Raw genomic sequence first — 24,646 nt, 5'->3', positions numbered from 1 at the left:
CAGTAATTTAAGCTAGACAAGCTTGCTCATGTTTTCAGTTAATAAATTCAAGGTTTGACTGAATTGGTCTAATTGCTCTGCAGGTAAACCCTCGCTGACCTTATGTTGGCACTCCTCGACGACTCGATTCACTTGAGCGACTTGATGTTTACCCTGTGCGCTGAGCGTGACAAGACGAATACGACGATCGTCTTTATCTTCCACACGAACGATAAGACCGCTTTCAACAAGTTGATTCAAGGTTCTAGTCAATGGCGGTAGCTCAATCCCCATAGCAAAAGCGAGCTCACTAACAGTCAGTGGCCGCTCTACCACTTGTAATTGCATCAATACCGTCCAACGGCTCTGGGTTAACCCCGTATCAATTAATGCTTGATCAATAACGCTGCGCCACAGCCTGGCTAACATTGCTAGTCGCATACCCAGTGGCCGGTGAGCAAAGTTTTCAGCGAGGAATTTTTTATCGTTCATATCTTCATTCTCATAAGTGAAAATCGATATTATTACTTATCATGATAACTATCAAGATAAGTAATTAGCTAAATCTCTAGATTATGCTAAGGTCAGTTCAATGGCTGATGAGGAGATGACAATGAGTAGATGGACCAATATAGGCGCATTAGTAGTAGGCATATTGACGTTAAGTGGTTGTAATAAAACCTATACGCCAGCCGATTTTATGAAAGACACCGCTTTACGAAATAAAATCCTGATGCAATGTGCTCAACAAAATGATCAGCAAAGTAAAAATTGCCTGAATGCTCAAGAGGCTAAGAAGAAAATCGATTTTCAAAAACAAACCGGTAAGACAGACATTAAATAGCATGCATTACTGATTTTATTTACTTTTCTATGAGGGTAGAGGATGACATTGACGGGTAAAACTCATGAAATAAAAATAACCAAGGTAGTTGCTACCTTGGCCAAAATTTAGTCCAAGGTTGCATAATGTTCATCAGTCACTGGCTCTAGCCATTCGTTACTTGCATTTTCAGCAGGAACGGCGAGGGCGACGTGGGCAAACCAACTATCTTTCGCCGCGCCATGCCAATGTTTAACGCCAGCAGGGATATTAACCACGTCACCGGGCTTTAGGGCCTGCGCCGGCTCATTCCAAGCTTGATACCAACCATAGCCATCAGTGACTAATAAAATCTGTCCCCCCCCGTGGTGAATGTGCCAATTATTACGACATCCCGGTTCGAACACGACATTGCCGATATTGACGCCTTCGGTGGATAGCATACTGAGATAGCTGGTTCCGATAAAATATTGGGCAAAAGCATCGTTTTTTTCGCCTTTAGGGAAAAGGCTATTACCTGTAAAATGAGTACTCATCTTAATCTCCTATAAAGTCCAGAATTAGAGTATTTCGAGAAAAATTCTTTCTGCAGAATTAGCGCAGTCCACACCGTGGTGTTCTCGTAGGATAATGATAAATTCCTGTAATTGGGGGGCGGTAAGTCCCAAATGCAAACTAATTTGAAAGTGGCTTCTCAGTTGGCTAGTGACTCCAGGGATAACAGCTAAAGCACAAAGTGTACTTAATTCGCGGTCAGACCAAGATAATTGTGGTCGTTGGAAAAGATCGCCAAATAAGTGGGCTTTGAGGCAGTGGTCAATGGCTGGACAGAATTCAAATAATTCTCCTTTAACCGGCTGTCCCACCAACGTAGTCTGGTTGGCTGTACCAATGAGTAAACTATCCGTATTAATGGTTGGTGTTGAGCTCGAGTCGCCTTCAACATCGATGATACCCTGTTCTTTTCTCTCCTTAACGACGGTAAGTAAAGTGTTTAGGGCATTCAAGCTACGAGGAAAGCCGACATAAGCATAAAGATGTACCATGACTTCTTTAGCTGTTGAAATAGGGAGCTGTTGATTAAGCGCTCGCTCAATAGCTTGAGTTAATTTCGGCATATCCCCTAAGGCTGTAGCAGTAGCAATAGGAATGAGTATTCGCTGTAGGGGATGTAAAGGCGGCATCATCAATACTCCATTAGATAGTTTTAACATTATCCAAAAGTGTAATAGATTTGATGAAGAAAATTATCCACTTAATTTGGGATGTGCTTATGTATACAATTCATTAATCACAAAGTAATTAGGTGAAGTAAAATCTCACCTAATTAACGAGGCTTAATTCTAGTGCTAGGGTGAAAGTGGTAGATATAGATTTATAAAATTAATTAGTTTTTTTTAACGATTCCACTTAGCCAAGTTTCGTAGCGGTTGTTTTACGTAAGGGCTAATTTTAATTAAGTTAAAAAAAACTTTATTGACGAGAGTGCCTACTCTATCCATAGGGCGATCAACATCAATGAAGAGTACCGCGCGAAGTTCGTCGGTATCATTTCTCACTTCGTGCTCATAAAAATCATCAAAAATAATAACCTTTCCCTCTTCCCAATATAACCTTTGGTTATCGACTCGAATCCATAACTTTTCTGGTTGGTTTTTAGGAACAATAAGTCCGAGGTGTACTCGTACCATGGCTCGGCTAGGACCACGGTGGGGGACGATATGGTAGTGCGGCTGTAAAATTGAAAACATTGCTGTACGCATGTTAGGAATAGCCTCTAGTGCTTTCGCCGTATGCGGACATAACAGGCAATTACCCTCAATCCGCTCGCCAAATACATAGAGGCCGAAAGTTTTCCAATTATTGCCTGTCGATATTCTTTTTTGATCCGGCGATATTTGATGGAAGGCGGGAATCTTTTCTGGGTGCTTTAATAATTCAATCAGCTCTCCACGAATATCAGGGTAAGCCGCTTCGAGTTTATCGACCCAAGGGAAATGGTGGTTATCTATTTTGGGTGTCGAGGGAATTAATGAGTGGCGAGATTCAAATTCGCCACTCCACCGTAGAATTTTTTTACCTAAGGAAACAATGATACGTTGGGTAAAAGGCCGCTGATTGGCCACATATTCTGCCATAAAAAAGTCATCCCTTAATTAAAGGTATCAGTTAATTGACACCTTTAATTATGATGGGAATTGACTTAAGCGATTTCACCTTTAATGACTTTTTTAAAACCTAGCTCCGTCATAAATTCATTCACCGATTGATCAACTTGAGAAAGAACAAGTTCCAAGGGTTGGTCGGCATCGATATTAATGATCTTTTTACCGCCGAAATCTAATTTAGGAGTAATATCAATTTTTTTCTTCAGCGCCTCGCGGCGATGATCCGGTTTACGAGCGCAGGCGACGTCTAACGATACATTCAGTTTAATAACTAAATCAGGTCGATGTTGTGTCATCCAGGTGAATGCATTGAATTCGCGTTTAGCAATCCAATTGATTAGTGGGTTTTTCGATCGGGTGGTTGGCAGTGTAAGACTGTCATATGCACCGGGGACTTGTAAATGAGGGTAACGATCCGCAAGTATAATATGGCCTTGCTGACGTAATTTTAGCATATTTCGAAAACGACGTACCCGTCTTATCAAGAAGATGCCAACGACTAATCCCGAAAGTGTTGTGTGATGAGTTTTATTCACCTTCACTCGAGTTTTTTCAATCTTATTTCCTACGGAGCGCCCAATCAAAGGGAGATTAGCTGCCGCTCTTCCCACATTACCAGCCTGTTTGCCAAGATGAACATAAGATGTTGTGCCGTAATCAGAAAGCGTACCCACGAGGTGCTCACAGACTGTCGATTTACCGGACCCATCGCTACCTATAACCGCGATAACCGGAGTGGATTTGGTGTACATAAAAACCTCGTGCTTAACACTTCAAAAAAGATGAATAGTGATCCATTAAGGGTAAAATAGCAAAATTACTTAATCAGTCTGTCACTGAAAGTGTGGTAACCCAGCGATCATTAACAAGAACCGCAGATAATTTACCTACATTACTCTAATTGGGAGCATTTTAGGCTGCATTTTAGGTATTGAAAACGAAAGGAAAGAGTAAAATTGTAACAAACCTCCCTTTAACTACGGCAATCTGTTTAATATCGTTAATGGTATTACGTAGAAATTATAGCGGGAAGTCTCTTAAATTAAGGTATCCATGACGGCTCAGAGGAAGGTTTGTTAGGTGTTTAGAAAGGTGGCTAGCTGGTCGTAAAAAAGTGCAGGAGAAGACAATGCGCCGTAAATCCTCTACTATAGGGCGAAATTGAATACTAAAATGTGTAACTGCGATTGTGAATAATTCGACTTCATCCTTACAATCTACCCCCATTCGTGTCGTTGCTATCACCGGCTGCGATGGATCAGGTAAATCAACCCTTGCTAACCGATTGGTCAAGACTCTCGCGCTGAGAACCCAAGTAGAAGAAGTTTATCTCGGACAATCTTCAGGCTTTATCAAGCAGAAAATTACCGAGCTACCGGTAGTGGGGGAAAAGATTGCTGAATATCTGGTAAGTAAGTCTGATAAAGTTCATGACAAACCGAATACCGCCCCGGGGAATGCTGAAGGAACGGTGATTTTTTTATTATCCTGTTGGCGTGCTTATAAGTTTAAACGGATGCTCCGCAGAGCTAAAGAAGGCGTATTATTGGTCACCGATCGCTATCCGCAGGCTGAGGTGGCAGGTTTCCGTGTTGATGGCCCTCATCTCAGTAAAGCGCAAGGGGGGAGTCGTTGGATTCAAATGCTAAGAAAGCGCGAGCAACGTCTTTATGAGTGGATGGCATCCTTTCCACCCGCACTATTAATTCGCTTATCTATTGACGAACAGACAGCCCATGCGCGTAAACCTGATCATGATATCGCTTCATTGCGCGAAAAGATCAGCGTTATCCCAACGTTACATTTTAATGGTGCGCACATTCTCGAATTAAGTGGTAGAGATCCTGAAGAAGAAGTCTTCAAGGCTTCTCTAGAGGCCATTCAACAGACCTTTACGCTTCCTAACTCACTCTGATAACGGTAAATAGCTCTACTATGACAACTCATTCCGACGCACAGACGTCATCCTGCTCTTCAGCAACGCCAATCGTTGTACCACGTATGGTCGCGATTGTCGGTTGTGACGGCTCGGGAAAATCGACTATTACTGCGGACTTGATTAAAGCAATGCAGAAAATTAGACCTACTGAGCGTCGTTACTTAGGGCTAATTTCAGGCGAAGATGGTGATAAAATTAAAAAGCTGCCAATTATTGGCGTCTGGCTTGAACGTCGTTTAGCAAAAAAATCTGAAAAAACCCAAAGTATGCGTAGTGAAGCTCCCCCTTTATGGGCTGCTTTCATCATGTACGCGCTCTCTTGCTGGCGTTCTTCTAATTTTCATAAAGCGAAAGCCTTGGCAGAAAGCGGTGTATTGGTGATTGCTGATCGCTACCCACAAGCGGAGATTTCAGGATTTCATTACGACGGGCCAGGTTTAGGTGTTGAACGGGTGAAGGGTTGGTTACTCAAGGAGATGGCGAAGCGTGAAGTCGTCATCTACGAAAAATTAGCAAACTATCAGCCAGAATTAATTATTCGTTTGGACATTGATGTTGAGACTGCTTTTGCACGTAAACCTGATCATAGTTACCAAGAACTAAGCGATAAGATTGAGGTAATGCGACAACTTACCTACAACGGTGCGAATATCTTAGATTTGGATTCAAGAAAGCCCTACGATGAGGTGCTTGCCAGCGTAGTGGCTGCGGTCAAAGCGATAAAATAGCTGAACAGGGCGTTAGGCATTACTTCTCTAGCGCCCTAATTTTATCTAATGGCTCATGCATTTAGAAAAGAATGATCAACCAAGTTAATAGCGTCGCTACAATTGCGACTAATTGTGCGGCTCCCGCCATATCCTTTGCACGTTTTGAGAGCGGATGAATTTCAAATGAAATTCGATCAACGACTGTTTCAATAGCAGTATTCAGTAATTCAATGATAATCAACAGAAAGCTGCATAAAATTAGTACGACGTGTTGTGTCTTAGAAATATCTAATGTGAAGGATATTAACAGCAGTAGGGTACTAAAGATAAAAATATGACGGAAAGCATCCTCGGTTTTGAATGCGTCAGTCACTCCCGACCAAGAGTTATTAATGCTGAAAATTAAGCGTTTTAAACCAGTCTTTTTTTCAATCGACATGATGAGTTATCTTAAATAGGTTTGAAGGGTAGCAAGCGAGACGATCTCGTTGCTACCAGGTTGACAAGTCACCACTCTGACTAAATCTTCTTCTCAAATAATCGATAGTTTTTGTAGGGTTCAGCACCAATACGTTCCAGAATAGTACGCATACCGGTATTGGTTTCGAGAATCCAAGACATTTCCAGTGCATCAATATTACGACGACGGAAAGGTTCGCGTAAGGCTTCGATTAAGAGTAGAGCAATGATTGGTCCGATTCGGCTGAATTGGTACTCCTTTTTAACTCCCATCAATGGCACTCGTGCGGTGCGTACGCCACGAACTTTTAGACGCCATAACACTTTAGCCCATCCAAAAGGGAGTAGTTTGCCCTGGAGACCATCAATCGCTTCATTGATATTCGGTAGGCCGACGATAAAGGCTGCAGGCTCACCATCAATTTCCGCGATATAGATCATATCGTCCGGTACCAGGTATTTAAGCTGTTGCCCCATGGTAGCAAACTCATGTTCAGTAAAAGGAACAAAACCCCAGTTATCTTGCCAACCTAAATTAAACAGGTTTCTAAGAATCTGCATCTCTTGGTCGAAAATTTTACGATTGAGCGGACGGATGGTCACTCTTTTACGAACATTATCCATTAATTTGGTAAGGCCCGGTTCAAAGTGAAGATCCGTTCGCTTCATCCAATAGGCGATGAGATCAATAGCTTTGCTGTATCCCAGCTTCTCAATGTGTTTGCCGTACCAAGGCTTACCATGGGTCATCAACGCAGAGGGCGGCGTATCAAAGCCGTCGACTAATAAACCACTTTCTTGGTTGATATTAAGACTAAAGGGGCCTGTGATTTGATGAGCACCTTGAGAAATAAGCCATTCTTCTGCGGCGTTGAATAGCGCGGCGAAGACCTCCTCATCATCAATCGCGTCGATCATGCCGAAATGACCCGTGTTGGGACCATATAATTCTCGGTGTAAGGAATCGATTTGTGCAGTAATGCGCCCGACGACTTCAGAACCGCGTTTAGCTAACCAAGCTTGCCAAACAACGTGTTCAGAGGCTGGATTCTTTTTAGAGAGATGTTCTTCACGCTCGACAAATAATGGGTCGATCCAATTCTCGTCACCCGCAAATAGCGTAGAGGGAAAATTGATGAAGGCTTTCAGATCTTGTTTGGACGAAACTTTTTCTATTGAGATCATAAATACCATTACTTCAAGTAATTGTTAAATTGGCAGCAGATCGCTTTAAACGCCCCTGGTAAGAGACGCAGCAACATGCAGCAATAAAGAAAGAGGAGGCTATAGACTCGGCAGTGTGTTAGTATATCGAAACAGTCACTGTGGTAATTGTCAATTTATTTTTGAAGGTTAGCCTGAAAACATTCTGACATACTACTTATTTGTAACGAACCTTATGATTTTAAATGAAAACGTTACAGATTAGCGGTGAGTGCGCAATTTAGTATTAAAAGTAGTGGAACGCACATATTACCTATGACATGATATTTTAAGATCTTTACAATTGCCGAGCGTTTTCAGAGTAAGTCCCTTAAAACCCTAAGCGTTGTTGTCTAAAATTTCATGTAAGCATTGAGCAAACGGTTAGTACACACCCTACGTCTGCACCATGAAAGCTAAATTCTATTAGAGACAATGCGTCTAACTCGTCGCTTTATGAGTGATGTGAGTGGATTGGGGGCAGTCAGCGATGTTACATCGTAGGTTGGAAGATGCTTGAATTACTACTTTGGTCGGGAGCTCTCTTATATGGAGCTTAAACTTCCTCAATATCTATTAGTATCAACAGGTGTACCACTATATGGAAGCGTCTACAACGTTTGCAACTCAATCCCATCACCAACTTCCAATTCGCTATGCAGATTTTGCAACGCTAGCTGAGGCATTGGATTATGCAGCATTAGGTGAAACCGGCATGAACTTTTACGATCGCCGTAACAATCTGATGGCTGCAGTACCCTACAGCATGCTCAAAACTAATGCGGTAAAGGGTGCTAAGAAGTTGCTTGCTTTAGGATTAACTAAAGGGGATCGCGTTGCACTCATTGCAGAAACCAGTGTTGAGTTCGTCGAAACATTTTTTGCATGTCAATATGCGGGGCTAATTGCCGTACCGCTCGCTATCCCAATGGGGATAGGCCAAAGTGCTTCTTACGTCAAAAAACTGACGGGTTTACTTAATGGGTGCCAAGCCTCTGTAGTGTTGAGTAGTAAAGAGTGGCTGCCAATGGTGCAAGAAGTCGTCTGTGACTACAATTCGCCGACGATTCTTAGCCACGAAGCCTTTGCTGAACTCACCTACGATGCGACCAGCGAATTACCTCAGGTCGCCGCAGAAGACATTGCTTACTTACAATATACCTCTGGCAGCACCCGCTTTCCACGAGGTGTTGTTGTGACCCAAGCCTCCGCAATGGCTAATCTCCGTGCTATTAGCCATGATGGCATCAAGCTAAAAAAAGATGATCGTTGCGTCTCTTGGTTACCGTTCTACCATGATATGGGCTTAGTCGGTTTTGTGTTGACGCCTGTCGCCACACAGATTTCGGTGGATTATCTGCGTACGCAAGATTTTGCGATGCGCCCGATTCAATGGCTGAAACTTATTACTAAGAATAAAGGTACGGTGTCCGTTGCTCCTCCTTTCGGCTATGAAATCTGTCTGCGTCGCAGCAACGAGAAAGAACTGGCAGAATTAGACCTCTCAAGCTGGCGAATCGCCGGGGTCGGGGCAGAGCCTATTCCGTCTGGATTATTGGACCGTTTTACCGAGCATTTTAGTCAAGTTGGCTTCGGTGAAGACACCTTCATGCCTTGTTATGGGTTAGCAGAAAATACTTTGGCGGTCAGTTTCTTCGATAACGCAACAGGACCTCGTTATAACGTGGTTGATCGCTATATCCTAGAATACGAAAGTAAAGCTGTGCCGCCAACGGATGATAATGCTGCCCGTGCGGTTTTCGTAAACTGCGGAAAAGCGATGCCTGGGCACGAAATTGTTATCCGTAACGAAAAAGATGAGCCACTTCCGGAAAGAAGTATCGGCCATATCTGTATTGCCGGCCCAAGCTTAATGCGCGGTTACTTTCGCGATAAAGAGTCGCACCAGCAGATTCAAGATAAAGGTTGGCTAGATACCGGAGATCTTGGCTATTTACTCGACGGTAATCTCTATATCACTGGGCGTAAAAAAGATCTTATCATCATCCGTGGGCGTAATATCTGGCCACAAGATATTGAGTATATGGCCGAAGCTGAACCAGAAGTGCGTACCGGCGATGCAATCGCCTTTATGACCAATCAAGAACACGATGATGCCGAAAGAATTATTCTGCAGATTCAGTGCCGCGTGACCTCTACTGAACGCCGTGGACAGATCGTTCATTCACTCTCATCGCGTATTCGTAATGAATTTGGTGTCTCAGTTGATGTGGTTTTGGTTCCACCACACAGTATTCCTCGGACTTCGTCCGGTAAGCCTGCGCGGGCAGAAGCCAAAAAACTGTATTTAAATAAACATTTCGAGCCTCAGTTACAACTTGCTGGAAATAAGCAATGATCCAAACTGTTGCCTTGACAGGTGCAACGGGTTTTATCGGTTCGCACTTTGTCGAGAAACTGTTATCTGCTGGGCTACAAGTGCGAGCGCTGACGCGCTCGCCTTCTCATTATTCGACCACAGCCGGTCTGACATGGGTACGAGGGTCATTAGAAGATGAGGCTTCACTGGCCGAATTAGTTACCGGGGCTGATGTCGTTATCCACTGTGCAGGCCAAGTGCGAGGTAAAAATATCTCAACCTTTACGCAGGCAAATGTTGAAGGAAGTTTACGTTTACTTCGGGCCGCAGAAGATAGCGTTAGCTGTAAGCGATACCTCTTTATCTCTTCACTGGCTGCTCGTCATCCAGAACTTTCGTGGTATGCCCACTCTAAAGCCACTGCGGAACAGCAATTGGTGGCGCAAGCTTCTCGCGTATCGTTAGGTATCTTTCGCCCTACTGCCGTGTATGGTCCTAGAGATAAAGAACTCCACCCAGTATTCTCTTGGCTGTTACGCGGTTTACTACCGCAAACCGGCTCTTCAGCGACACAGTTATCTTTTCTGCATGTTTATGACTTCGCAGAAGCGGTACTAAAATGGATTGAAGCGAAAGTTGAGAACTCCGTCCCTTACGAACTGTGTGACGGGATGCCGTCAAGCTACCATTGGCAAGATTTACAAGCGATTGGCCAATCTATTCGAAACAAACCGGTCAAACTGATAAAAGTCCCGCTACCGTTACTGAAAATAATCGCCACGCTCTCGACTCAATTTAGTTGTTTATCCGGTCAAGAACCGATGTTAACGCATAGCAAGATTGGTGAGTTAACGCATAAAAACTGGTCAGCAACCAACGAGATGATAACTCGTGATATTGGCTGGACCCCGAACATAAGGTTAGAACGCGCATTACGCGACGGACTATTTTGATTAACATTTTTAGGTAAAAAGATGGCAATGGAAAATAAACAGCAGCTACTCGATTATGTTATAGATTGTCTTGGACAACTTGTAGCCGAAGGTAAAACTGTTAAACCTGATAGTGATTTAGTTAATGATCTTGGTTTAGAGTCAGTCAACGTAATGCGTTTACTGATGATGTTGGAAGATGAACTTGATATCTCAATCCCAATCAACATCCTAATGAATGTGAAAACACCAGAACAACTCGTCGCAGCCATTGAACCCCTGATTGGAGAGCAATAATGGGTTTATATGACAAGTTCACTCGCTTTGTTGAAGAGCGTCAAAAATTCCAAGTAGAGGGTATCAATCCTTTCGGAACCTGTATCGATGAAATCTATTCAGCGACTGAAGGACGTATCGGCGATAAAAGAATTATCCTCGCAGGGTCAAATAACTATCTCGGTCTAACTTTTGATGCGCAAGCCATTCAAGAGAGCCAGGAGGCCTTACGTTTACAAGGGACCGGAACAACGGGGTCTCGTATGGCGAACGGTACCTTTGGATCACACTTAGCTTTAGAGCAAGAAATCGCAGCATTTTTCGATTTACCAACCGCGATTGTTTTCTCTACGGGCTACACCGCAAATTTGGGCGTAATCAGTGCCTTAGCTACGCCGGATGCTGTGGTGATCATCGATGAAGATTCGCATGCCAGCATCTACGATGCGTGTGCATTAGGTGGCGCGCAAATTATTCGTTTTCGCCATAACGATGCTAAAGACCTTGAACGCCGTATGCAACGTTTGGGTGAGAAAGCGAAAGAAGCGATCATCATCGTTGAAGGTATTTATAGCATGCTGGGTGATGTCGCACCGCTAAAAGAGATTGTCGATATAAAGCGTCGTTACGGTGGTTACATCTTAGTTGATGAAGCACACTCCTTTGGCGTGATGGGCGAAAAAGGCCGAGGGCTGGTTGAAGAACTGGGTGTCGAAGCCGATATCGATATTATTTTGGGAACCTTCTCGAAGAGTCTCGCTGCGATTGGTGGATTTGCTGTAGGCGGTAAACAGCTCGATGTTTTACGCTATTGCAGCCGACCTTATATTTTCACAGCATCTCCGTCTCCAGCAAGTATTGCTTCAGTAAGAGCCTCATTACGGCAGGTTGGTCATTCAACGGCATTACGTGAGAAATTATGGCGTAACGCGCATCGCCTCTATAAAGGCCTTGCTGATCTTGGTTATAAACTTGGTGAGCGAGTGAGCCCCGTTGTTCCTGTGATGATCGAATCTAAAGAAGCGGGACTAGAGATGTGGCGTGCTTTGGTTGAGAAGGGAGTCTATGTCAATTTGGTTCTCCCTCCTGCGGCACCATTCGGTATGACATTATTACGTTGTAGCGTTAACGCTGCGCACAGTGATGAGCAAATCGATGCCATTATTCGTGCTTTTGCAGAGCTAAAAGCGTAAAAAATTGCCGTAATTCTTTAAGTTAGGAATTACGGCAATCACTTTTTAGGCGCTTCCCGTCTGTTGGGCGACTAATTGACGCAGTAGTTGAATCACATGATTCACTTCAGCATCCGTCATCGGGCCATCCTTTTGCCAACGGACCTTACCTTGCTTATCTGTGACAATGATAGTTGATGACGCCGCAGGTAATTGCCAAAGCGCTTTACCCTTACCGTCGCTGTCGATGACAAATTGAGCCCAAGGATATTTACGTTGGTTCTTCTCAATTTTTCCCTCTACAAATAATCCGGTACCAAATAATTCGTCATCTGCATTAACTATTGTTACAGGCTGAAAATAAGCTGTAGGCAACTGTGCTGCCTTAACAGCTTTAATCATATCGCCATTTTGTTTCTTGGCTGAACTTCGACCCGCAATGTATTGAATGATCCGAACCTTCCCTAACAACTGTTGGCTACTCCAGGGTTGATAGGTAATGGTGTTACTATTAAGGACAAGTTGACCCTTATCGGCCACCGATAAAGGTTTTACTGGTTGGCCAATAATAAAATTATTGGCCATCGCGAGGGTAGGGAGCAGTGATAGTAATACTGCGACAAATTGACGTGTCATCTTTCTATCCTCAATCAGTGAGCCTAATGAATATTAAGTATTATTAAGCTCTGACAATTTTCCCCACAAGTTGTTCCAGGCAATCGCGGATATGACTATCTAAAGGCGCTAATGTTTCATATTCACGAGTGCCTGATAATTTATCGGCCACCATTTCATCGTGTTTATCACCCATCAGACCATTAATATTGGCCAAAAAACGTGAGATAGCGTAGATACGAGGCGTGTTATTTTCGATGGAACGTTGGGTATCGAAAAAAGAGACTTGCTGGCTAACAATTTTCCTAATATCGTGGAATTCAGTGCCTGTCACCATCGGTTTATTTATCATCTTAGCCAGTTGACTCATTTGCTCGGAGACATAATGGTTATAACCGGCTTCGTTATCAACTTGCAGATGGTTTAATGAGCGTTTAACCCAATTCCAGACTGGACGACTCAACAATAGTCTCAGAATTTTTCCGTAATGCTGAATGCTTTTTTTGTCGCCATTTTTAAAGCCGTCTTGTAGGTGACCTAAATAAACTGTTGTGGCTTTAAAGATCTTGTCTGCATCGTGGTGACGACTATATAGTCGCTGGGCAAACCGCAAATGTTTGTACCGAGCACGAATATATTTATATTGTTTACGCTGTGCTTTAGTCAGATCTTGACCGGCTAAAAGTTGATTGATCAGTCCAAGCAACTCTTGGCGGGTAAAGCCTTCCTCCCACAGCTGTAAACATAATGCATAATAATCCCTAATATTTTGCTGCGAAGTGCCGAGTTCTATCGCGGGTAAATCTGTCGTTTCGTTATTAATTACGTCGTCTTCGTCAATCGCTAAAAATAAGCGATCGACGACCTCTTGAGGGTATTTTTTCCAACTCATACTATTCATTTATGTTGTCTCAAGCGGTTTATGATAAATCAGCGAACTTCGCCGACGATAAGCTAAGAGTGTCGGGAAGAGGGTAAGAATAACCTCTGATGATTGCCCAATTAAATAGGCGACAGCAGCACCCTCTACACCATAAAGATGGGATAATAACATCAATAAGAGGATATACGACCCGGCGGCAATAATTTGTACGCCCAAATAAACGCGTTGTTTACCCGCCATTAAGAGTAATGACTCTTGAGGAAAGCCCATCATTGAAATAACAATCGCACCTAGCATAATTTGTATTAGGCCATAGGCTTCCAAATATTTTTGGCCAAAGACGAAAGCAATGACTGAACCACCGGCAGCGTAGACTATCAACGCGATAATTAAGCCCAAACCTCCTGCAAAGAGAGATGAACGGATCCCTAGTCGCCATGGTTTAGCGGTGCGCGGATCTAAACGCATAATTTCGGGGTAGAAACTTTTCTCCAATAATTTTGCGGGGGTTCCTGTTGCATCGAAGAAAGTCATCGCAATTTTGAAGAGACCGGCTGCGCTGGGACCGATAAAAATGCCGACCAGTAGTGTGCTACATGAGTTTTGGGCTGCCCAAATAGAGTGGGCGAAGTTAGTTGTCCAAACGAAGTTCCAACATCCCGGAATACGTTTACTCGCTTTGAAGAGTGAAGGTCGTAGTGCGTTATGTAGGTTTATTCTTTTTAGCTCTTGTCGGGCGAACCACCAGAATAAAGAGCCGCCAAAAAGGTTAGCCAAATACCACGAGACGACAAATCCCGCAAAGCCCAGATGACCAAAATAGGAAATCAAACTCCCGATAGCGATTAATAGGGGTTTGACGGCCTGTTGGATGGCGATAAGGTCAAATCTATCTAGGGTTCTTAAAATCCCGGTCGGCGTCGAGGACGCCATGGTCGGAATTAACGTACAGTAGAGTAGCGCCAGTTTAAAGGAGGTTGCATCCAAACCTAAAGAATGTGAGAGGAATGGCAGGAGCAACATACCGCCGGCAATAGCAACGATACTACTGGCTATATCAAGACCAAAAGAGAACGACACTACATCACGCAGACGTTGGTAATTACCACTCGTGTGCGCGGGAGCACCATATTGGACGACGAACTGCCACGTTTGGAACTTCACAAAATCACTGATAGCTTTGGTATAGGACTGGATGACAACTAAGGTCCCAAATAACTGGGGGGTCATTCCTTTACCTGCGCAAGATAGTGCTAAGAGTCCTAGTAAAGCACTGACTACGTTACCAGACAGTAAATAGACGCTGTTTCGAAGGATAGTGCGGAAAGCACCGTCTGAAAACCAATTTTTCATTAAGACCAACTCTAAGACAGTATTGAATAGCGATTAGGAATGACTTCTTCAGGTAACGCTAACAAGATGGATTATTCGCCACGGTGATGGCGGAGGGATCCCTATTTCGAATGCAGCATGATAAAGCATTCACGCTGTATTGTTAAGCTTCACTGTTGATGTGCAGGGCGGCAGAAGCGCTTACTCATTGGTGACACTAAGCCTTCACGACCAAAGAGTAAGCGCCGTTTATCGATCATTTTTTTAATCTGGTAACAGTATAATTGGTAACTCGAACGGCTCATTGATTCGCTATGTGTTAACATTCAATGATTAGTCGACTTTCACCGACTGATGTGGCTACGAAAGAACGAATAGAAATTACTCGTATTAAAAGTGTATTGCGGGGTTAATGTTAAATTATGTATCTGTTTGAGCGTTATGTCATGAAAGAAACACGCAACGTCGTCTTGATGATTGTCGGTTTCTTAATCTTTATATTCACTATCTATTCCGCTCAACGTTACCTCACCGATGCGGCGAATGGGACCCTTGCACTTAAAGCAGTATTTGTCATCGTGTTCTACAAGGCATTGATTGCATTGGAGATGTTATTGCCAATTGGCCTGTACGTCGCAACGGCAATTTCACTGGGGCAACTTTACAGCGATTCAGAGATCACCGCAGCACTGGCCGCAGGTATCTCACCTCTGCGCCTGTATCGGGGGATCTTATTACTCGCTATTCCGGTAGGCATCGTTTGTGCGTTGCTTTCCATGTATGGCAGACCTTGGGCTTATGCGCATATTGACCAACTCACACAGCAATCACAATCCAGCTTCGATGTGAGCCACTTACAAGCTAATAAGTTCAACATTGAAGATGATGGCACTATGGTTCATGCTCAAACTATCACGCCGACTGATAACCATATACAAAATACTTTTATCTACACCACCGATAAAGGCGTGACAAAAGTCTTCCGTTCGCAAGTGGGGAGTATTGATAACACTCGACCGCAGAACCCCATTGCACACTTACAATCAGGTTCAGCCTATACCTTTGAACATGGCTCAAATAATGACAGCCAACAAACTTATCGTAATTTAGCGATAAACTTGAAACCCGCAGCCGATGATGAGGAAGTGCGTAGTAAAGCGAAGTCAATGAAGACTTTGGATCATTCACGTGATTTATCAGATATCGCGGAACGCCAGTGGCGACAAACGCGCGGGCTTAATGCGGTATTGATGACATTATTAGCCGTTCCACTGAGTCGAGTACGTCCACGCCAAGGCCGTTTTTCGGTATTACTTCCTTTAGCTTTAGTGTTTATCGTTATCTTTTTTGCCGGTAATATCTGCCGAACTTTAGTCAGTAATGGCATGTTACCGCCAGCAATCGGAGTATGGTTAGTATCATGGGTTATGCTGCTTGGTAATCTTTATTTTTGGGTCAGAGACTCTTCACTACTGAAGAAGTGGTTTAAATGAATATCTTCTCACGTTATTTAATCCGCCATTTATTTATCGGCTACTTCGCCGCGGCGCTATTGCTTGTCCCTTTATTCACGCTTTTTGATTTTATCTCGGAGCTAGAAGATGTTTCTGCCACCTACAGCTGGGGGCAAGCGCTACTCGTGGTGGTTCTACTTATTCCCCGCTGCCTCGTCAATCTAAGCCCATTTATTGCATTACTAGGAGGGATTGTAGGTTTAGGAAATATGTCTAAAAATATGGAGCTTACCGCTATACGTTGTGCGGGTTTCTCTATTTTTAGAATCGCAATTGTTGTCTTAATTTCTGGAGTGATGTTCACCGTATCATTAGCAGTCGTTGACGAGTGGGTGGCATCGCCACTTCAACAGCAAGCTCAGCTCCGTAAAGAAACGGCTTTGGCAGAGAGTCAAGACAGCGATCCTAATACCAAGACGATTTGGGGGCAGCAAGGGCAAGAGTTTGTTCGTATTGATCATCTGGATAGAAATGGACAGCCGCAGAAAATCGAGATTTTTGATTACAACAGTGATTTAACCTTGAATAATTATATCTTCGCAGAGTCGGCGACTTACGGAGAAGATAATGTTTGGACCTTGCACAATGTTAAACATACACAATGGCAGGGTGAAGGGCAGTCTACTCAGCAACAAGCTGATATGACATGGCATTCAATCTTTAACAGCAGCAATTTGAAGCAACTACAGCTCTCGACGGAAAGTTACTCAATTCCTCAGCTTAAAAGTTATATTCATTATCTTAAAGACACTGCGCAGCCCTCTATGGAATATCGCTCCGCATTATGGCAAAAGTTAGGGCGACCTATTTTGGTGCTGGCGATGGTACTACTAATTATCCCCTTCACCTTTGTTAATGCGCGGGATACGGGAATGGGGAATCGTCTATCCTTGGGGGTCATTGTCGGATTGGTCACTTATATCATTTATCAGATATGCATCAATCTTGGGCTAATATTTGCCATTACGCCACTTATTGCGGTGGTGGTACCGCCGATATTGATGTTAATGACTTCCCTAGCCTTAGTGTATCGTTTCAATAAGCAGAAATAGGGAAGGAAGGACTCTATTCCTTATTTTGACGCCTCACCAATTCGTTGGTGGGGCGTCTTCATTTGTTACTTAATCAAGGTGATTTTTTTCACATCAATATCGATTTTACTGCCATCTTTATCAACCTCACCTTCCAATCTTACTCTATCCTTCGGTGAAACCGACTGTCCCATCCATTTGTGATCATCAATCTCGACAACGACCGTACCGGTACTGTCTTTGAATTCATAATGCTCATGGCTGATCTTCTTAGTGATTTGACCTTCTAACATCACTTTTTCATCATCTTGTAGTGTCTTGGTCTGTGCTACGGTGAAGGTTTTATGTGGTCCATTGAAGCCACCCTGTTGTTGACCTTCACTACCTGGTCCAGTGAACCCAGCTTGCTGAGCAAATACCGGCAGGGCCAAACTCGCTAACAACGATGCTAGAACTAATTTTTTCACGATTATCTCCTTATTGTGTTGTGTAGTAAGGATAGCAGCGGCTTGTAACAAAATTTGAAAAAATCCTATCTATATCTAGATTTTGTGATCCATGTAAATGATTTGGTTAATATTTTGAACTTATTCAAAAGTGGTATCGAATATTCCCTTTTTTTACTTAGCCTCAATCGCCCACTCAAATTATGAGGATATTTAATATATTAATATTAAATAATATAAATTTTCTAAATGATAATCATTAGTAAATGAATTTTCAGATAACCTCGAAAAATTAGTAAGTCATTTATTTTTAATAACTTAATAATGGATTCCAAATTGGAAAATCTGTTTTTACTGATACTGTGTTGATCGTTTTTTTATATTTGAATATATTGAAAATCAGTTTTAGATAAATGTCAGGAATATAAAAAATGAAGTTTTACCTAAAGGACTTTTGGATCTTTATTTCAATAGCAGAAACCAAAAGCCTTTCTAAGACCGCATCGCACATGGGTATGAGTGTTTCATCCATAAGTAAAAGGCTAACGCGTTTGGAAAGTTATTTACAAATGACGCTATTTGAACGCACTACACGCAGTATAAAACTCTCACCGATGGGGGAAATAGCTTACGAAAAGTCATTACACATTACTGAGCAGTTTCAGCGATTTATTAATGATTTAAAGTCAGCTAAATTTACCTTGAAGATATCAACAACTCGACGTGTCATTGAGTCAATTTTGGTGGATTGGTGTTATGAATATTGTAGTAATAAACAAGATGTAGATATATCGGTTATCGATAGAAAAGGGAATCTGGAAAGCTTAGATATTGATGAGCTATTCATTACTAATCGTAAATTGGGCTACCCTTTGGCTATCCATAGACAGCTTCATCCAGTCAAGAGAGTTATCTGCTGCAGCACTGAAGAGAATGTCGTCGCAGAGATATCGACCCCTGAGGACTTAAAAAACAACTCGACAATATATTTTATCGCCAATGAGGATGAGCACGATATTGAATTAAACAATGCAGGAGAAACTTATAAGTTGCCTAATGAGGGGCTACATCTATCCTCGATAGAAGAATCATTAAAAATGGTATTAGAGAAGGGGTGTGTTTTGGTTGGTATTCCCATTATTCATATCCGGGAGTTGGTTGAAATGGGAAAGATCAAAATTATATTGAGTGAGTGGGAGATGAAAGATCTTAACTACTATTTGGCATGGAAGGATAGACCTTACTTTAAAAAAGAGCTTACGGAGTTTTTGAAATATATAGAGAATAAGTGGAGAGAGAGGTGCTTACCCTACTAATAATTAAACGACGGAAGCGCAGGAAGTATCAATTTTTAACTGATCTATGAGTAATTTTTCCAATCTGGAAAATCAAATTTTCCCAAAATCAGCTTTTATAAAAAAATAGCGTTCTGTATATTTGCACGCAACGGGAAAGAGTTGTGTAGAAAAAATTATATAGAATATATTTACTACATCTGTAATTAGGTAAATAAAATGAAGATTAGATTGTCTGTGGTAAGTTTATTACTGGTCACGTTACATGCATTGTCAGCTGAACCTTTAAAGGTAAATAAAAGAGAGTTTTCTTTATTTTTAGATAAAACGCGAGTTATCTACAATGAAAACGATAGTTCACAATCATTAAGTGCAGTGAATAAGCAGGCCTACCCTGTGCTTTTACAGGCAAAAATAATGCCTGTTAATGAAGGTGATGGCGTGAACTTTATCGTAACACCACCTATATCTAGACTTGATCCAGGGCAGCAGGTATCACTTCGTATTATTAAAAATAAAAATATTGATGAAGATAAAAAGGAATCACTATCCTATCTTTGTATTAATACATTACCACCTGAAAAAAGCTCTACTGAAAAGAGTAAGAAAAATGTTGGTATAAATTTGAATGTATTAGTCAGTACCTGTGAAAAACTGATTTATAGACCGAGCTCTTTATCAGGAAGCCCTCAAACTGAAGGCGATAAATTGTTGTGGCAATCGATTGGAGGGAAAATAATCATTCACAATCCTACTCCATTCGTTATGAGTATAGGTTCTCTTACTGTGAATGGAAAAAAAATACTGTTGGATAATTATCTATCACCTCAAGGCTCCATGTCTATAAACGAAAGTGCAGAAAAAGGCAGTACGGTAAAGTGGACAGTGATTGCAGATTACGGTGGCGAAAGTGCGGTTTTTACAACGAAATTAAAATAACTTGGTTTTTAAGTGATGCATCCTAATTTTTATAGAATTACTTTTTCATTATTGATGTTATCCACTTTATCTAGTAAAGCTGAGGAGTTTAAATTCAATACTGATATTATTAGTAAAAATTTAACCGAAAAAGATAAAGGGTATTTGATATCGGGTAAGAGTAAGCCAGGTAAGTATGATGTCGATATTTATATAAATGGTATCTTTATAGAAAACAAGAAGATCACTTTTAAAAACGGGAAGAATGGTTCTTTAACCCCCTATCTTAATAAGAGAGATATCATAAAATGGGGGGTTGACACAAAAAAAATCGACAGTGAGAGTAAAAATGACATTGTTGATTTGTTATCGAATAAATTAATTAAAATGAACTTGGATTTAAATAATTCAAAAGTCAATTTCTCGGTCCCACAGGAATTGCTGATTACAGAGTACAACGATATTTCTCCCGTTGAACTCTGGGATGATGGTATTAATGCTTTGGTGATGAATTATAGTGTTGGAACCAACGAAAATGAATACAAGCAGGGGGGAGCGTCTAAAACACGAAGCTCATGGGGACAATTCTCCCCTGGTTTTAACCTGGGTGCATGGCGTGTGAGAAATAATTCTACCTGGCAGCATACGGACAGCGGCGAGCATACATGGAAAAGTAACGCAACTTATGCTGAACGAGGACTATACAACGTTAAAAGCCGCTTAGTGGTTGGCCAACGTAATTCTCCAAGTGACGTATTTGATAGCATTCCTTTTACCGGGGTAATGCTTGGCACTGACGATAACATGGTGCCCTACAGCCAGCGAGAATTTTCGCCTATGGTACGAGGCATTGCGAGGACATCGGCAAGAGTTGAAATAAAACAAAATGGTTACAGTATTTATAATGTTAATGTGCCCCCTGGACCATTTGAAATTAACAATATCACTCAGGCTCAGGATGGTGGAGACTTAGAAGTAACGGTATGGGAAACGGATGGAAGACCGCAAGTTTTCATTGTGCCCTATCAGAAACCCGCAATCTCATTACATCAAGGTTTTGTTAAATATAGCGTCATGTCTGGACGCTATCATCCTGCAGGTTTTCACTCTAAGCAGGATATTACTCAAGGTACGGTGATGGTCGGTCTACCTTGGAACTTAACAGCCTTTGGCGGAGGTGAAATTGCCGATAGTTATAAGGCGGGCACATTAGGATTAGGCATATCGTTTGGAAAATTGGGTAGCGTTTCTGTTGATGGAACACAAGCGAAATCACGTTTTAATCATCAAGAACAACGCTCTGGAAATAAATCGCGATTACGTTATAGCAATACCATTGCAGCAACGAACTCTCAGATTTCTGCAACCTATTCTGGTTATAGTAATAGATATAACGATATTACAGATGTTTTTGATAGCTATGGTAATAATTCAGATAACCTTTTAAAGGATTCATATTATCAACATCGTAGCAGCAGCGTTATACAATTTTCACAGGGAGTTGGAGGGCTGGGTACGTTAACAGCATCATTACAAAAAGACTTATGGCGAAAACGAAAAAAAACTGAAAGCTATCGTTTGAGTTGGTCTCAAAATTTCAGATATTTTTCTATGACTGCTGATTGGCAAAGAAGTATGAATGCTTTGGACCATAATAGAAGTAATAAAGACGATATTATTAGTGTGCGTTTTTATTTCCAACTTGATCGATGGTTAGGTAACTCGATTCAAGCTTCGACTGGGTTTAATTCACCGAGTAGGAGACAACAAAAATATGATTTAGGATTAAATGGTCAATCATTCGATCGCCAATTGTCGTGGTCAGTGAGATCTGAATACGATATAAATAAAAATAGTTCAAGTTTAGCAAATCATTTAGCTTCAGCTGAATGGGCTGGTAGTTACGGTAAGATTGGTGGTAGTTACAATTATAGTTCTCAATATAGAAATATAAGTGCTTCATTAAGTGGTGGGGTGATAGTACATCATCATGGAGTAACCTTTGGTCAGCCTTTTACAGATTCTGTTGTGTTAGCTGAAACACCAGGAGCAAGAGGCGTCAAGGTTGGTGGATGGCCTGGGATTAAAACAGATTTCCGAGGCTATACGATTTTACCTTACTTATCGAATTACCAGAATAATCTCGTTAAATTGGATACTAATTCTTTATCTAAGAACGCAGAAATTTTACAGAGCGAAAGTCGGGCCGTTCCAACGCAAGGGGCAGTTATTGAGATGCCTTTTAAAACGAAGATTGGTGCAAAAGCTCTTTTTTCAATTGTAAATTCTTCTAGGCAGAAATTACCGCTAGGTACAGAAATCTTTGTCCAAGACCAGCCGGGGATAGCGGGCGTTGTTGATGATAATGGTGAAGCTTATCTTTCTGGATTAGCAAAAGAGGGAGTACTTAAGGCAGTCACACCCATAAAAAATTGTATTATAAATTATACATTGTCAGAGACTAAACCTATATCCGGTATTTATAACCAATCGGTGGTTTGTAAGTAATATAAATGGTTGGTGAGATTAATGCTTAAATTAATAGCTGTTTTTTTTCTGTCTTTAATAATTAATAAAGTATCGGCTGAAGAGTTAATTACTTCTATACAGCCATCAATGAACCTTTCCTGCGGAGAGATTAATGATGGAACTATTATTGCTCAGGGGCGATTAGCTTATCAGGGCAAACATGATGGTTTTATTATTAAGCCAATGGGGGAAGTTAATAACCTTGGTGGAGTGTTGATTTTTCACTCGCCAACCAATCCTAATAATATAGTAAAACTTAGGGTTATGGGAGAAGGATGGACTCCAAATCAGTCTGGAGGAAACATTTATCTCACAGATAAAAATTATGCGGAATACTCGCTGGTTGTAGTAGGAAATCAAGTTATCCCTGCGGGTATTTGGCAAATCAATCTTTTGGCAAGTGTATTACTCGCCAATTGATATATCAGTAGTGGTTTAATTATAAAAATAGGATTTATCATGAAAAAATTATTTATTGCTTCGTTGATTGCATCGAGCGTCCTTTCAAGCACCGCTGTTTTTGCAGAGAGCGCAGAACAGTCTAAGATTATTAGTACTCCAGTAGCATTCGGTGCTACGACCACCTTTGATGGGACGATTACTCCTGTTAACGGTCTGCCAGCAGGGACCACGGAAGATAATACGACTATCGCTACGGTGAGTGTAGTGAATCCTGGGGTAGCGTGGTTAATCGGTAACGATCCGAATGATACTGCAAACTCAACCAAAGCCCCTGACCAAGGATGGGTGATGAAATCACTCTCGGATTCTACAAAACAAGTTAAAGTTAAAGTAAGTAATGATGGGCGTATTGATTACAAACCCAACTTAGGTGGACGTAACTGGAATAGAATGCCGCCTACTTCTATGGCGAAAATCGTTACCAATACCAAACAAACTATTGCAGCGGGTGATGATTACGAATTAGCCGTGACTATTGCGCGTTACCTTCCTTAATAATTAAGCTGGAGCCTGATAGGGATATCAGGCTTGTTTATCATCAAGCTATATTCAACTCTCGATGTTATCTCTCTATCCATTTCTTCTCGATATAATCCCGAAAAGCAATGAAGAGTGGTGAGTAAATTTTCCTAGGTCGCCATACTAAGTAGACGGGTACCTGTTCTAATGTCCACTCAGGCATTAATGTTATGAGTTTCGCTTGCTTTGCATAATTAGATTTTAACCAGCCCGGAGTACCCAAAGTAATGCCTTTTCCTTCAATACATAAATTTATCAGGGATAAATGATTATTCGAAGAGAGGGCGCTATTATTGATATTATCAATCTCATAGCTTTCATCCCCGCTACTAAATTTTAATGTGGTGCCGAACCCATTGTGACGTAAATTAAAGACGTTGTGCTGTGCAAGGTCAGTAGGATGAAGTGGGCAGCCGTTATTATCGATATATTCTTGAGTAGCAATCAGCACCACTTTCAATCCTGGTAACTCTCGATAAACAATGTTCTCATTTTCAGGTCTGCCGCTGCGTAAAATAAGATTGTCGAGATCTGGCACATCTTGGCTAAGTTCTGAGCTCTCTCTCGCATCTAATTGAATTTGAGTACCGGGCCATTTCTCCATAAACTCTTGCGCCCAGTTATTCGCGAGAAACTCAGCAAGAATGACTGGGACACTTAACTTCAAGACCCCCCGTATCTGCTTTTGAGGATTGCGTAATTCTTCAAGTAAATCACCAAATAGCCCAGTAATTTCAAGCGCCTTGTTGTAGGCCAATCTCCCAGCAATCGTGAGCTCGATACCGTGGGTATCACGTATTAGTAGGTTAGTACATGTATATTCCTCAAGCCGAGAAATAATTTTACTGACTGCACCAGCAGTCATATTCATCTCTTTTGCGGCGACAGATAGGCTCCCGGCTTCCACTGTTCGGATAAAAACGAGCCAATCACGCATACCTTTATTTTGGGGACTATCCATTGGCGATGGTGTGTGGAGTTAGGAATCAATAGAGTAAGAATAGTTAATTTATCTAATATTTCATAATCCCGATTTGCTATAGCTTATTCGCGAGCCATTAATAAAGCGTTGGTGTGAGTAAATTATCACCATCATGGTTATGTTCTTAAGCTACATTCGT

The 24,646-nt window shown here is 41.8% G+C and carries 26 protein-coding genes; 14 read left to right on the top strand and 12 right to left on the bottom strand.

Annotation, left to right across the window (positions count from 1 at the left end; all coding sequences use genetic code 11):
- Positions 1-12: 12 nt before the first annotated feature.
- Complete coding sequence (locus QJR74_RS10950; protein WP_304371892.1) at positions 13-471, bottom strand: MarR family winged helix-turn-helix transcriptional regulator; 459 nt, start codon at positions 469-471, stop codon at positions 13-15.
- A 121-nt stretch (positions 472-592) separates the two neighbouring features.
- Here QJR74_RS10950 and QJR74_RS10945 point away from each other — a divergent pair, with 121 nt between their 5' ends.
- On the top strand, positions 593-823 hold the full coding sequence (locus tag QJR74_RS10945; RefSeq protein ID WP_304371891.1) for an EexN family lipoprotein: 231 nt from the start codon (positions 593-595) through the stop codon (positions 821-823).
- A 107-nt stretch (positions 824-930) separates the two neighbouring features.
- On the opposite strand, the gene QJR74_RS10940 is transcribed toward QJR74_RS10945, so the two are convergent.
- From QJR74_RS10940 to QJR74_RS10925, 4 genes are all read right to left on the bottom strand, one after another.
- A complete protein-coding gene (locus QJR74_RS10940; RefSeq protein ID WP_304371890.1) occupies positions 931-1,338 on the bottom strand; it encodes a cupin domain-containing protein in 408 nt (135 codons plus the stop codon).
- Positions 1,339-1,362: 24 nt separating this feature from the next.
- Positions 1,363-1,989 carry a carboxymuconolactone decarboxylase family protein gene (locus QJR74_RS10935; RefSeq protein WP_304371889.1) on the bottom strand — a complete coding sequence of 209 codons (627 nt, stop codon included), beginning with the start codon at positions 1,987-1,989 and terminating at the stop codon, positions 1,363-1,365.
- Between the two features lie 210 nt (positions 1,990-2,199).
- On the bottom strand, positions 2,200-2,940 hold the full coding sequence (locus QJR74_RS10930) for an aspartyl/asparaginyl beta-hydroxylase domain-containing protein (protein ID WP_304371887.1): 741 nt from the start codon (positions 2,938-2,940) through the stop codon (positions 2,200-2,202).
- 65 nt (positions 2,941-3,005) lie between these two features.
- On the bottom strand, positions 3,006-3,722 hold the full coding sequence (locus tag QJR74_RS10925; RefSeq protein ID WP_304371886.1) for a thymidylate kinase: 717 nt from the start codon (positions 3,720-3,722) through the stop codon (positions 3,006-3,008).
- A 434-nt stretch (positions 3,723-4,156) separates the two neighbouring features.
- Here QJR74_RS10925 and QJR74_RS10920 point away from each other — a divergent pair, with 434 nt between their 5' ends.
- Both QJR74_RS10920 and QJR74_RS10915 read left to right on the top strand, forming a co-directional pair.
- Positions 4,157-4,885 carry a hypothetical protein gene (locus tag QJR74_RS10920; RefSeq protein WP_304374029.1) on the top strand — a complete coding sequence of 243 codons (729 nt, stop codon included), beginning with the start codon at positions 4,157-4,159 and terminating at the stop codon, positions 4,883-4,885.
- Between the two features lie 20 nt (positions 4,886-4,905).
- The gene (locus QJR74_RS10915) at positions 4,906-5,637 is read left to right on the top strand and encodes a hypothetical protein (protein WP_441007612.1); all 732 of its coding nucleotides are present in this window, start codon (positions 4,906-4,908) and stop codon (positions 5,635-5,637) included.
- A 61-nt stretch (positions 5,638-5,698) separates the two neighbouring features.
- Here the strand turns inward: QJR74_RS10915 and QJR74_RS10910 are convergent, their stop codons facing one another.
- Both QJR74_RS10910 and QJR74_RS10905 read right to left on the bottom strand, forming a co-directional pair.
- Complete coding sequence (locus tag QJR74_RS10910) at positions 5,699-6,058, bottom strand: diacylglycerol kinase (protein ID WP_304371885.1); 360 nt, start codon at positions 6,056-6,058, stop codon at positions 5,699-5,701.
- Between the two features lie 80 nt (positions 6,059-6,138).
- Positions 6,139-7,263: an N-acetyltransferase gene (locus QJR74_RS10905; protein ID WP_304371884.1), complete on the bottom strand. Its 1,125-nt coding sequence runs from the start codon at positions 7,261-7,263 to the stop codon at positions 6,139-6,141.
- A 619-nt stretch (positions 7,264-7,882) separates the two neighbouring features.
- On the opposite strand from QJR74_RS10905, the gene QJR74_RS10900 reads away from it, so the two are divergent.
- From QJR74_RS10900 to spt, 4 genes are read left to right on the top strand one after another with little or no spacing between them, the layout of a single operon-like run.
- Positions 7,883-9,640 carry a fatty acyl-AMP ligase gene (locus QJR74_RS10900; protein WP_304371883.1) on the top strand — a complete coding sequence of 586 codons (1,758 nt, stop codon included), beginning with the start codon at positions 7,883-7,885 and terminating at the stop codon, positions 9,638-9,640.
- Entirely contained in the window at positions 9,637-10,554 is a 918-nt protein-coding gene (locus tag QJR74_RS10895; RefSeq protein WP_304371882.1) for an NAD-dependent epimerase/dehydratase family protein, read from the top strand. Before QJR74_RS10900 ends, QJR74_RS10895 begins: the two co-directional genes overlap by 4 nt.
- Positions 10,555-10,581: 27 nt before the next feature.
- Positions 10,582-10,830 (top strand): acyl carrier protein, encoded by a 249-nt coding sequence (locus tag QJR74_RS10890; RefSeq protein ID WP_092678101.1) that lies wholly within the window; start codon positions 10,582-10,584, stop codon positions 10,828-10,830.
- Positions 10,830-12,002, top strand: a complete 1,173-nt coding sequence (gene spt / locus QJR74_RS10885; RefSeq protein ID WP_304371881.1) for a serine palmitoyltransferase — start codon at positions 10,830-10,832, stop codon at positions 12,000-12,002. Before QJR74_RS10890 ends, spt begins: the two co-directional genes overlap by 1 nt.
- Positions 12,003-12,047: 45 nt before the next feature.
- Here spt and QJR74_RS10880 read toward each other — a convergent pair whose 3' ends face one another.
- Genes QJR74_RS10880 through QJR74_RS10870 form a run of 3 tightly spaced genes read right to left on the bottom strand, consistent with a single transcriptional unit; the run spans position 12,048 to position 14,832 of the window.
- Positions 12,048-12,617, bottom strand: a complete 570-nt coding sequence (locus tag QJR74_RS10880; protein ID WP_304371880.1) for a YtfJ family protein — start codon at positions 12,615-12,617, stop codon at positions 12,048-12,050.
- 43 nt (positions 12,618-12,660) lie between these two features.
- On the bottom strand, positions 12,661-13,488 hold the full coding sequence (locus tag QJR74_RS10875) for a hypothetical protein (protein WP_304374027.1): 828 nt from the start codon (positions 13,486-13,488) through the stop codon (positions 12,661-12,663).
- 9 nt (positions 13,489-13,497) lie between these two features.
- Complete coding sequence (locus QJR74_RS10870) at positions 13,498-14,832, bottom strand: lipopolysaccharide biosynthesis protein (RefSeq protein ID WP_304371878.1); 1,335 nt, start codon at positions 14,830-14,832, stop codon at positions 13,498-13,500.
- A 401-nt stretch (positions 14,833-15,233) separates the two neighbouring features.
- Here QJR74_RS10870 and lptF point away from each other — a divergent pair, with 401 nt between their 5' ends.
- Together lptF and lptG are read left to right on the top strand one after the other, a co-directional pair.
- Entirely contained in the window at positions 15,234-16,304 is a 1,071-nt protein-coding gene (lptF, locus tag QJR74_RS10865) for an LPS export ABC transporter permease LptF (protein WP_304371877.1), read from the top strand.
- The gene (gene lptG / locus QJR74_RS10860; RefSeq protein WP_304371876.1) at positions 16,301-17,377 is read left to right on the top strand and encodes an LPS export ABC transporter permease LptG; all 1,077 of its coding nucleotides are present in this window, start codon (positions 16,301-16,303) and stop codon (positions 17,375-17,377) included. Before lptF ends, lptG begins: the two co-directional genes overlap by 4 nt.
- Positions 17,378-17,442: 65 nt before the next feature.
- Here the strand turns inward: lptG and QJR74_RS10855 are convergent, their stop codons facing one another.
- Positions 17,443-17,823, bottom strand: coding sequence for a YgiW/YdeI family stress tolerance OB fold protein (locus QJR74_RS10855; protein ID WP_304371875.1), 381 nt, complete (start codon positions 17,821-17,823; stop codon positions 17,443-17,445).
- Between the two features lie 410 nt (positions 17,824-18,233).
- Here QJR74_RS10855 and QJR74_RS10850 point away from each other — a divergent pair, with 410 nt between their 5' ends.
- The 5 genes from QJR74_RS10850 to QJR74_RS10830 all read left to right on the top strand — a co-directional run bounded on the left by QJR74_RS10850 (position 18,234) and on the right by QJR74_RS10830 (position 23,501).
- The gene (locus tag QJR74_RS10850; protein WP_304371874.1) at positions 18,234-19,118 is read left to right on the top strand and encodes a LysR family transcriptional regulator; all 885 of its coding nucleotides are present in this window, start codon (positions 18,234-18,236) and stop codon (positions 19,116-19,118) included.
- A 198-nt stretch (positions 19,119-19,316) separates the two neighbouring features.
- Positions 19,317-20,036, top strand: coding sequence for a fimbria/pilus periplasmic chaperone (locus QJR74_RS10845; protein WP_304371873.1), 720 nt, complete (start codon positions 19,317-19,319; stop codon positions 20,034-20,036).
- 15 nt (positions 20,037-20,051) lie between these two features.
- Positions 20,052-22,523, top strand: coding sequence for a fimbria/pilus outer membrane usher protein (locus QJR74_RS10840; RefSeq protein ID WP_304374026.1), 2,472 nt, complete (start codon positions 20,052-20,054; stop codon positions 22,521-22,523).
- Positions 22,524-22,544: 21 nt separating this feature from the next.
- A complete protein-coding gene (gene afaD, locus QJR74_RS10835; protein ID WP_304371872.1) occupies positions 22,545-22,964 on the top strand; it encodes an AfaD family invasin in 420 nt (139 codons plus the stop codon).
- A 39-nt stretch (positions 22,965-23,003) separates the two neighbouring features.
- The gene (locus QJR74_RS10830; RefSeq protein ID WP_304371871.1) at positions 23,004-23,501 is read left to right on the top strand and encodes a hypothetical protein; all 498 of its coding nucleotides are present in this window, start codon (positions 23,004-23,006) and stop codon (positions 23,499-23,501) included.
- A 67-nt stretch (positions 23,502-23,568) separates the two neighbouring features.
- On the opposite strand, the gene QJR74_RS10825 is transcribed toward QJR74_RS10830, so the two are convergent.
- Positions 23,569-24,462, bottom strand: a complete 894-nt coding sequence (locus QJR74_RS10825; protein WP_304371870.1) for a LysR family transcriptional regulator — start codon at positions 24,460-24,462, stop codon at positions 23,569-23,571.
- Between the last annotated feature and the right edge of the window lie 184 nt (positions 24,463-24,646).

Origin of the sequence: Tatumella ptyseos (assembly GCF_030552895.1) — a bacterium.
Taxonomy (GTDB): Bacteria; Pseudomonadota; Gammaproteobacteria; order Enterobacterales; family Enterobacteriaceae; genus Rosenbergiella; species Rosenbergiella ptyseos_A.
This window is presented reverse-complemented; position numbering and strand designations above follow the sequence as displayed.

Coding starts and splice junctions, on each gene's coding strand:
- QJR74_RS10930 (WP_304371887.1), bottom strand. CDS start 2,940: ATGGCAGAATATGTGGCCAATCAGCGGCCTTTTACCCAACGTATCATT.
- QJR74_RS10880 (WP_304371880.1), bottom strand. CDS start 12,617: ATGACACGTCAATTTGTCGCAGTATTACTATCACTGCTCCCTACCCTC.
- QJR74_RS10935 (WP_304371889.1), bottom strand. CDS start 1,989: ATGATGCCGCCTTTACATCCCCTACAGCGAATACTCATTCCTATTGCT.
- QJR74_RS10830 (WP_304371871.1), top strand. CDS start 23,004: ATGAAAAAATTATTTATTGCTTCGTTGATTGCATCGAGCGTCCTTTCA.
- QJR74_RS10945 (WP_304371891.1), top strand. CDS start 593: ATGAGTAGATGGACCAATATAGGCGCATTAGTAGTAGGCATATTGACG.
- lptG (WP_304371876.1), top strand. CDS start 16,301: ATGAATATCTTCTCACGTTATTTAATCCGCCATTTATTTATCGGCTAC.
- QJR74_RS10875 (WP_304374027.1), bottom strand. CDS start 13,488: ATGAGTTGGAAAAAATACCCTCAAGAGGTCGTCGATCGCTTATTTTTA.
- QJR74_RS10905 (WP_304371884.1), bottom strand. CDS start 7,263: ATGATCTCAATAGAAAAAGTTTCGTCCAAACAAGATCTGAAAGCCTTC.
- QJR74_RS10915 (WP_441007612.1), top strand. CDS start 4,906: ATGACAACTCATTCCGACGCACAGACGTCATCCTGCTCTTCAGCAACG.
- afaD (WP_304371872.1), top strand. CDS start 22,545: ATGCTTAAATTAATAGCTGTTTTTTTTCTGTCTTTAATAATTAATAAA.
- QJR74_RS10925 (WP_304371886.1), bottom strand. CDS start 3,722: ATGTACACCAAATCCACTCCGGTTATCGCGGTTATAGGTAGCGATGGG.
- QJR74_RS10870 (WP_304371878.1), bottom strand. CDS start 14,832: ATGAAAAATTGGTTTTCAGACGGTGCTTTCCGCACTATCCTTCGAAAC.
- lptF (WP_304371877.1), top strand. CDS start 15,234: ATGTATCTGTTTGAGCGTTATGTCATGAAAGAAACACGCAACGTCGTC.
- QJR74_RS10895 (WP_304371882.1), top strand. CDS start 9,637: ATGATCCAAACTGTTGCCTTGACAGGTGCAACGGGTTTTATCGGTTCG.
- QJR74_RS10845 (WP_304371873.1), top strand. CDS start 19,317: ATGAAGATTAGATTGTCTGTGGTAAGTTTATTACTGGTCACGTTACAT.
- spt (WP_304371881.1), top strand. CDS start 10,830: ATGGGTTTATATGACAAGTTCACTCGCTTTGTTGAAGAGCGTCAAAAA.
- QJR74_RS10950 (WP_304371892.1), bottom strand. CDS start 471: ATGAACGATAAAAAATTCCTCGCTGAAAACTTTGCTCACCGGCCACTG.
- QJR74_RS10900 (WP_304371883.1), top strand. CDS start 7,883: ATGGAAGCGTCTACAACGTTTGCAACTCAATCCCATCACCAACTTCCA.
- QJR74_RS10840 (WP_304374026.1), top strand. CDS start 20,052: ATGCATCCTAATTTTTATAGAATTACTTTTTCATTATTGATGTTATCC.
- QJR74_RS10850 (WP_304371874.1), top strand. CDS start 18,234: ATGAAGTTTTACCTAAAGGACTTTTGGATCTTTATTTCAATAGCAGAA.
- QJR74_RS10940 (WP_304371890.1), bottom strand. CDS start 1,338: ATGAGTACTCATTTTACAGGTAATAGCCTTTTCCCTAAAGGCGAAAAA.
- QJR74_RS10890 (WP_092678101.1), top strand. CDS start 10,582: ATGGAAAATAAACAGCAGCTACTCGATTATGTTATAGATTGTCTTGGA.
- QJR74_RS10825 (WP_304371870.1), bottom strand. CDS start 24,462: ATGCGTGATTGGCTCGTTTTTATCCGAACAGTGGAAGCCGGGAGCCTA.
- QJR74_RS10910 (WP_304371885.1), bottom strand. CDS start 6,058: ATGTCGATTGAAAAAAAGACTGGTTTAAAACGCTTAATTTTCAGCATT.